This window comes from Moraxella sp. 179-F 1C4 NHS (genome assembly GCF_045370505.1).
In the GTDB taxonomy this organism is placed as follows: Bacteria; Pseudomonadota; Gammaproteobacteria; order Pseudomonadales; family Moraxellaceae; genus Faucicola; species Faucicola tetraodonis.
The window spans coordinates 12988-21168 of sequence record NZ_JBIQEC010000030.1; the positions used below are offsets into that span (position 1 = coordinate 12988).

Consider the following 8181-nt stretch of genomic DNA (forward strand, 5'->3'; position numbering starts at 1 on the left):
TTCTCCAATAGCTCAGTCGGTAGAGCAATGGACTGTTAATCCATGTGTCCCTGGTTCGAGCCCAGGTTGGAGAGCCAATCAAGCCAGATTCTGTTGTATATTTTGAACCCGTTCCCTTGTGAATGGGTTTTTTTATGAGCAAAGTTTAGCAATTTGCTGTTTACTACGCCTTTGTTTGATACCCTATTATCTCACTTGCTAAAGTACTACTAGTACTACTAGTACTACTATAAGATACTATTGATAAGATACTACTTATGACACTGTCGTTTTCCCCTACCCAATCTCAATTTTTGACCCTGCAACAAGCGATTAATAAAGACCGCATCACCCAGCTAGTAAGCGATCAGCAGCAAGGTAAACTGTCGCCAGATGATAAATCTTACTATGAAAACTTAATCACCCAATTTATTGAGCTTATCAAGCTGCCTGATAGCGCGCATTTAGCCATGCAGCTTTTACCAGAATTCAAAATCACCGTGCCAGCCTTGCTTGATGGCATGGCTTATCGCGCCGTGGCTGATAAAAACCCGAAAGCGTGTGTGTTTGCGGCATATATGATTGACCAATCGCTGTTGCAGCGCGATATGACGCCCCTGTTCAATGTGATTATTGAATTCGGTACGCCTGAACTGTGGGTTGAATTGGTAAAAAAAGTGAATAATGCCCCTGCCGATCGCATCGTTGAGAAGGTTTATCAATGTGATAAATCGGTACAGACCTATTGGGAACAACAAATTTTGTAAAGAAAATTAGCTTGATGGTCGCATCGAGCGTTAAGCTAATCCAACATTTGGCTAAGGTTTTTGTAGGAATTTTACGTTTGCCTTGCTTGTTTCTCGCCAATGAAATAATTACACTAGGTTAAAGATATCTAATTGCGCTAAATTTTCCGTCTAATTGATAATTTGGTTACATCTAGCTTCATTGCTAAAAATTGATCACACGCGAGGCATGCAAATGATTAGTAAAATCAAAAAAAATCAACAAGTCATGGTTCCTATCCATATCAAAATCACTGAAGAAATGCGGGATTTGTTGACCCAAGTCGCCAAAAATCATGGGTTTCCACGTATTCAAGGCTTGATCCGCTTATATATTCGCCGGGGACTCGATGCCGAGAATGTCGGCTACTCACTTGCCAAAGACAGCCGTTTTATCGAAAAGCTGAAGCGTCAAGGGGTGTCCGATGAGGTGATTTTTGAAGCGATTGAAGAGACAGCCAATGAGCCAGAAGCCAAAGCAAACGATACGGCAAAACCTTAGGCATTTTTAGCCCCATAAAAAAACCCAAAACGCATATGTTTTGGGTTTTTTACGATTCATCAACGCTTTTATACGCTTATACAGTGGGATGATGCTCAATAGGCGGTAATGGCTGACCATTGAGCGCTGCGTCCAAGCGCTGTTTGTCTAGCGCATTTTCCCAACGTGACACGACAATCGTCGCACAGGCATTACCCGTTAGGTTGGTCAATGCACGGCACTCTGACATAAAGCGGTCAATCCCTAAGATAAGCGCCATACCTTCGATGGGCACAGTTGGCACCACCGCCAAAGTCGCTGCCAAGGTGATAAAACCAGCGCCCGTGATACCTGCCGCGCCTTTTGAGCTTAACATTGCGACCAATAATAACGTAATCTCTTGGGTCAATGTCAAATCAATATTACAGGCTTGCGCGATGAATAACGCTGCCATGGTCATATAAATGTTGGTACCATCTAGGTTAAATGAATACCCTGTTGGAATCACCAAACCGACCACTGATTTTTCGCAGCCTGCGCGTTCAAGTTTTTGCATCAAGGTTGGTAGTGCCGCTTCTGATGAACTAGTCCCTAACACCAATAGCAATTCATCTTTGATGTATTTAATCATCTTGATGATTGAAAAGCCGTTGTAACGTGCTACAGCACCGAGCACCACCAGCACAAATAGCAATGAAGTGATATAAAAACAGGCTATCAAAAAGGCTAGGTTACCCAGTGAGTGCACGCCATACTTACCAATGGTAAATGCCATCGCACCAAACGCACCAATCGGCGCAGCTTTCATCAAGATTTCAACCGCTTTAAACACAGGCGCAGATAACTCTTGAAAGAAGTTTAACACGGGACGAGCACGATCACCCACGGATGCTAACGAAACACCAAACAGCACTGAAACAAATAATACTTGCAGGATATTCCCTTCCGTCAGTGGACTTACCATGGTTTCCGGAATGATATTCATCAAAAAACCGGTAATGGTACTATCGTGCGCTTTGCTAACATATTCAGACACTTTAGCCGCATCTTTCCCTGTTGCCAACGTGGCTGGATCGATATTGAGACCCGCGCCAGGTTGCAGCACATTGGCAACCACAAGACCGATGATCAATGCTAAGGTTGAAAAGGTAATGAAATACAGCATCGCTTTACCAGCAACACGACCGACTCGCTTCATATTGCTCATACCAGCAATACCCGTCACCACTGTCAAGAAAATAACGGGGGCGATAATCATTTTAACCAATTTAATAAATGCATCACCCAGTGGTTTCATTGCCTCGCCCACTTCTGGGGCAAATACACCAAGCAAGATACCCAGTACAATGGCAATAATCACTTGTACATACAGAATTTGGTACCATTTACGGGGTTTGGGGGGTTCCACGAGTGTCGTGGTATCGATAGGTATCATGACAGATACACTCCTTTATCTGACGAACCCTAAAACTGGGATAAGGTTACATTTGCGATAAAAATTGTGGAATAAATTTAGCCAAATAGTCGCACAACCTTTAGAATTTTATCAGCAATCATTAGAAAATCTAATGGATTGCAGTGCTGCGTATATTAACAATGTGATAACGTATCAGCAAGGTAGTTTTCAACATTATTGTTAAGTAGCAATGGCTCAAATGAAGGCACTAAAACAATCCGTTGTATCAATATTTTTAGATGCAGGATTGATGGGTTTTTAAGCGTTTTTTGCTTCAATACTTTGCTTAAAATCAGCGCATGGTATGAAGCTCAGGTATTAAGCCAAGGTGTACAGCATAGTTATCCAACTTTCTATTTAGCTTTCTATTTAGATTTCTTTTGCTAATATTTTTTGCATTAATGTAAAAAAATGCTTGCATTGTTATTTCACTTGTATATAATAGCCACCACAATTTGGAAGCTTGGCAGAGCGGTTGAATGCACCGGTCTTGAAAACCGGCAAGGGTGCGAGCCCTTCGAGAGTTCGAATCTCTCAGCTTCCGCCATATTAAAAAAACCCCTGACTTAATTAAGTTTTGGGGTTTTTTATTGCCTAAGATTTATCCTTATGAATATCATTCTTTTACCGCAAAATACCTCATCGACCGCTATTATTGATGATAAAACGAGCGTTATGCATTTAAAACAGGTGCTTAAAGTGACATTGGGCGATACGGTGAAAGTCGGTATCAAAAATGGTCATTTAGGCACAGCGGTTGTGAGCAATATCCACGATTCAAGTATCGAATTATCACAAATCCACTGTACTATTGCGCCACCTGTCAAATTGCCACTGACTGTTATTTTGGCAATTCCCCGCCCCAAGGTATTGCGTCGTCTATTTTTGGACATGACGGCGATGGGTGCCCAGCATATTATCTTGGTCAATAGTTACCGTAGTGAAAAGAGTTACTGGCAAACCCCATTTTTAACTCAACTTGACAGCTATATCCATGAAGGCTTACAACAAGCCTGTGATACCGTAAGCCCGACCGTGAGCCTCAAAAAACGCTTAAAACCTTTTGTTGAAGATGAACTACCTACTTTAATCGCAGGTAAACAGGCGATTTTGGCACATCCTTATGCCAATGAGCCGTTTACCCAAGTGTGGGACAATGTCTTGCCACATGTGCTAGTGATTGGGGCTGAAGGCGGCTGGATCGATTATGAAGTCGAATTGTTCAAAACCGCTGGCTGCCAAGCAGCGCATATTGGCAATCGCATCTTACGCACTGAGAATGCCGTGAGTGTGCTCTGCGGTCATGCACTGTTAACTAGCCAATAAAATAGCCCATAAGAACAGCCCTACCTTGCCGTCAGCTAACCTGCTGTCGCCAAAGTTAAGCCGACGCGAGTCTGAAAAAATCATTACAACAACATAACAATTTTGTCTTGGGATTGATTTTGCATAAGGGTGTATGATATTTCCTGCTTCATGTCATAACGATAAAATTAAATAATATTTCATAACTAAACAACATGACTAGATAATATAACGAGATAAAAAGGAAAGTTCATGAAAGCGAGTGATATCTTAGATAACGCGACGTTTATGCCTTTTACTGCCCCACCTTGTTCGAATGGTCCTTACGAATTTTTTGACCGCGAATACTTTATTATCACCTACCGCACTGATCCCGAAAAACTGCGTGCTATCGTACCTGAGCCACTCCAAATCACTGATGACGCGCTGGTGAGTTACGAGTTTATCCGCATGCCCAACAGCACAGGGTTTGGCAACTATACCGAATCAGGACAAGTGATTGAAGTGATTGATGCCGAAGGCCGTCATGCCAATTATACCCATTGTATGTTTTTGGATGACTTTGGACCTACCGCGGGCGGGCGTGAGCTGTGGGGTTTTCCAAAAAAAATGGCATCGCCTGTATTAACCGTCGACAACACCGACACCCTACTTGGCACCCTCGACTATGGTAGTGTGCGCGTAGCCACAGGCACTATGGCATATAAATATGATGAGCTGGACAAAGCCACTGTCAAAGCCAATATGGAAAAAACGCCCAATTATTTGTTAAAACTCATTCCCCATGTCGATGGCACGCCGCGTATTTGCGAGTTGGTGCGTTATTATTTGACCGATGTAGAAGTTAAAGCAGCCTACACAGGACCTGCTACCTTACAGTTATTTGACCATGTGATGGCACCCGTGTCAAAATTACCTGTGCTAGAAATCGTCAAAACCTCTCATATTATCGCAAATCTCACCCTTGCATTGGGAGAAGTAGCGGTAGACTACATTGCCGATGCGCAAGCCCGTCCCGATAGTAACTTTCAATAATTAATTTTCAATAAGTAAAACCGTCATAATAAAACCACTTTGTCATAAAAACTTAAGGAGAAAAATATGGCTACTCAACTCACTACTGATCTAACAGGTAAAGTCGCACTCGTCACTGGCTCTGCAAGTGGTATCGGTCGCGATATCGCAGAAACCTATGCCAAAGCAGGCGCTGCGGTAGGTATTGCAGATATCAACCCAGATGCGGCGCAAGCAACCGTGGATGCAATCAAAGCTGCAGGCGGTAAAGCGGTTGCCATTGCCATGGATGTGACCAATGAAGACGCGGTAAATGCTGGCGTGGATAAGCTGGTACAAGAATTTGGGGATATTGATATTTTGGTGTCCAATGCCGGTATCCAAATCATCAACCCCATCGACCAATTTAGCTACGCGGATTGGAAAAAAATGATTGCTATTCATCTAGACGGTGCTTTTTTGACTACCAAAGCGGCACTTAAATACATGTATCAAAATGATAAAGTAGGTACTGTTATTTATATGGGCTCGGTACACTCGCATGAAGCATCGGCCTTAAAAGCGCCGTACGTCTCCGCCAAACACGCGCTATTAGGTCTAGCCCGCGTATTGGCTAAAGAAGGCGCAGCTCACAACGTGCGTTCATATGTGGTATGCCCAGGCTTTGTCAAAACCCCACTGGTTGAAAAACAAATCCCAGAACAAGCCAAAGAAAAAGGCATTTCTGAAGAAGAAGTGGTGAAAAACGTGATGCTGGGTCAAACCGTTGACGGTGAATTTACCACAACCGATGATATCGCTCAATTAACCTTATTCTTAACCGCTTTCCCAACCAATGCGATGACCGGTCAATCATTTATCGCAAGTCACGGCTGGTTTATGAAATAGCTGACTATTGGCTTATAAAACCGAAGTACAAGAATAGACTACAAGAATAGGCTACAAAACTGACTGATAAAAAAGGACTAGCTTGGCTAGTCCTTTTTTTGCGTCTGCAATCTATATAAATGGTTAATGCATAGGTTACAGATCGTCAATGAGCTTTCGACCATCACTCGCCACAGGTTCATGATCAATTTTTTGAATCTCTGATTTTATAAGCTGTTCCTTATTATCAGCGATACATTGCATGATCATGGCAAGTTGTTGCTTGGTCGCATCTTGATATTTTTCTGCTAAAATTTGCCCGACGTGACCCGCGGTTTGGGCGGCTTTTGGGTTGGCAAGCCAGCGAGCCAGTTGTTGCGTTAATTCATCACTACCATTGACTTGCACCAATGCACCCGCTTGTTTTAACTGATCCACAATCAGTTGGCAAGATTGGGTATACTGCCCCATAATAATTGGCTTGCCGACAATGGCTGCTTCAATCGGATTATGCCCCCCGATATTGACTAAAGACCCACCGACAATGGCAATGTCTGAGAGTGCATACCACACGCCAAGTTCACCCATACTATCTGCCAGATAAACGCTCTCATTTTTGGCAGGTTCGCCATCTTGACTACGCCGAATCACCGGCAAATTTTTGGCATCAATCAATTTGGCGACATCATCAAACCGCTCGGGATGACGTGGTACGATAATGAGCAGCGGATGACGGTTGGCATACTGGGCTTTCACGGTTAAAAAGCTGTCTAAAATTGCCAATTCTTCGCCTTCATGGGTGCTGGCTGCCAAAATCACGGCGCGATCTGACAAGTGCCAACTTTCTCGTAACTTTTCGGCACGGCTTAGCATCAACGGGTTGGTTTTACTAGACCATTTAAGCGAGCTGGCAATGCGGATTTTGTCACTGGTAGCGCCCAATTGGCGAAAGCGTTTGGCAGAATCGCTGTCTTGGGCGATGATAAGGCTTAAGTTCTCCATCATACTTTGGCTAAGCTTGGCAGCTTTTTGGTATCCCTTAAAAGATTTTTCAGACAAGCGGCCATTGACCAAAATCGTGGCAATTTGACGATTGTTCAGTTCAGCAAGCGTGGTACCCCACAATTCAGTCTCGATAAATAGCGCGGCGACGGGTTGAACATGGGCCAAAAATTTATCAATCACCGCTTTGCTATCAACCGGTACAAAACTATGGTACACCTTGCCGGCTGCTATCTCAGGCGCAAACAGCTGCTCGACACGATTATAGCCTGTATGGGTGGTATTGGTCACCCACAGGGCATAGCCTTGCGCGAGCAAATCTCTTAAAATCGGTTCGGCGGTATTGGTTTCACCGAGTGATACCGCATGACACCAAATCATCGGTTTTTGGGTGGTGATGGCAGGATAGACTTTACCAAATCGCTGCTCAATCTCATTGGGCAAGGTTTTGTTAATTTGCAGCTTGAGTTGGTATAGGGGTTTGAACATCGCCATCGATAGGCGGTAATAAAAAGGCGTGGCTTGCATGGCGATTCTTTGGCAATGGTAAAATGCGGTATTTTAGAAAACAGGGGTAAAAATAGCAATCTTTGACTTACAAAATCCTTATTTTTATCTATTAGCGAATCCAATCATTTTATCCAAATGACAACTTTAATTTTCATATGGCTTTGCATCTGTATAAAGAAATTTTGCTAAGTAATAAATCTCATTAAAATTTGCTATGACAATCTTTTCTTTCTTTTGTTTATTACATACACCCTCAAATGCTTCATTGGATAATGTTTCATAAGGATATCTGCCATCTTTGAAAATATCTTTACATTCCTTCAAATCATCTAGTAATTCTCTTTTCAAATGTTTTTGATATTGTTCGAGCAAATTGTTATAAACCCTAGGTTTCGTTTTCTCTAAATTTTCAAATAATCTTAGTAAGTCATGATTACCTTTGTTTAAAGATTCTATTTCCTTACCAAGCATACTACCTTTTACTTGCCAATTTTCTTTGAATTCATCACTTGAATATTCTGAAAATTTTTTGACACCCGTATTTTCTCCCTCACCATAGTATTCTTTTACTTCAGTATATAGCCCCTTAAAGTATAATTCTACTGAAAAAGCTGATAGCATGGCTATAGGGAGAATATAATCCCCACACTCATCAAGGCATTCTTGCAATTTTTCTGCAGCTTTAAAATAGCTACTACCATAAGCTATAGTAAAAGAAATTAAAAACTACCACAAATCCACATAAAGTAGAAGAATAGCTTATCGATATCATCAAGTCGCCA

Annotated in this window: 8 protein-coding genes and 2 tRNA genes; 7 read left to right on the top strand and 3 right to left on the bottom strand. The window is 42.4% G+C overall.

Features of this window, described 5'->3' with window-relative positions; translation table 11 throughout:
• The first annotated feature begins 1 nt into the window (after nt 1).
• From ACH0AB_RS10670 to ACH0AB_RS10680, 3 genes are all read left to right on the top strand, one after another.
• A tRNA-Asn gene (locus ACH0AB_RS10670) sits at nt 2-77 on the top strand.
• Nucleotides 78-257: 180 nt separating this feature from the next.
• Complete coding sequence (locus ACH0AB_RS10675) at nt 258-746, top strand: hypothetical protein (RefSeq protein WP_309577310.1); 489 nt, start codon at nt 258-260, stop codon at nt 744-746.
• Between the two features lie 214 nt (nt 747-960).
• Entirely contained in the window at nt 961-1266 is a 306-nt protein-coding gene (locus ACH0AB_RS10680) for a CopG family transcriptional regulator (RefSeq protein ID WP_406878140.1), read from the top strand.
• A 76-nt stretch (nt 1267-1342) separates the two neighbouring features.
• Here the strand turns inward: ACH0AB_RS10680 and ACH0AB_RS10685 are convergent, their stop codons facing one another.
• Nucleotides 1343-2680, bottom strand: a complete 1338-nt coding sequence (locus tag ACH0AB_RS10685; protein ID WP_007116316.1) for a dicarboxylate/amino acid:cation symporter — start codon at nt 2678-2680, stop codon at nt 1343-1345.
• A 478-nt stretch (nt 2681-3158) separates the two neighbouring features.
• Here ACH0AB_RS10685 and ACH0AB_RS10690 point away from each other — a divergent pair.
• The 4 genes from ACH0AB_RS10690 (at nt 3159) to ACH0AB_RS10705 (ending at nt 5908) form a co-directional block, all read left to right on the top strand.
• Nucleotides 3159-3248 (top strand) — tRNA-Ser (locus tag ACH0AB_RS10690).
• A gap of 62 nt (nt 3249-3310) precedes the next feature.
• On the top strand, nt 3311-4027 hold the full coding sequence (locus ACH0AB_RS10695) for a 16S rRNA (uracil(1498)-N(3))-methyltransferase (RefSeq protein WP_406878141.1): 717 nt from the start codon (nt 3311-3313) through the stop codon (nt 4025-4027).
• Between the two features lie 231 nt (nt 4028-4258).
• Nucleotides 4259-5041 (top strand): acetoacetate decarboxylase, encoded by a 783-nt coding sequence (locus tag ACH0AB_RS10700; RefSeq protein ID WP_060994805.1) that lies wholly within the window; start codon nt 4259-4261, stop codon nt 5039-5041.
• Between the two features lie 66 nt (nt 5042-5107).
• Nucleotides 5108-5908, top strand: coding sequence for a 3-hydroxybutyrate dehydrogenase (locus tag ACH0AB_RS10705; protein ID WP_036589350.1), 801 nt, complete (start codon nt 5108-5110; stop codon nt 5906-5908).
• Nucleotides 5909-6043: 135 nt separating this feature from the next.
• Here the strand turns inward: ACH0AB_RS10705 and ACH0AB_RS10710 are convergent, their stop codons facing one another.
• On the bottom strand, nt 6044-7417 hold the full coding sequence (locus tag ACH0AB_RS10710; protein ID WP_406878142.1) for a 3-deoxy-D-manno-octulosonic acid transferase: 1374 nt from the start codon (nt 7415-7417) through the stop codon (nt 6044-6046).
• A 126-nt stretch (nt 7418-7543) separates the two neighbouring features.
• Nucleotides 7544-8068 carry a hypothetical protein gene (locus ACH0AB_RS10715; RefSeq protein ID WP_406878143.1) on the bottom strand — a complete coding sequence of 175 codons (525 nt, stop codon included), beginning with the start codon at nt 8066-8068 and terminating at the stop codon, nt 7544-7546.
• Between the last annotated feature and the right edge of the window lie 113 nt (nt 8069-8181).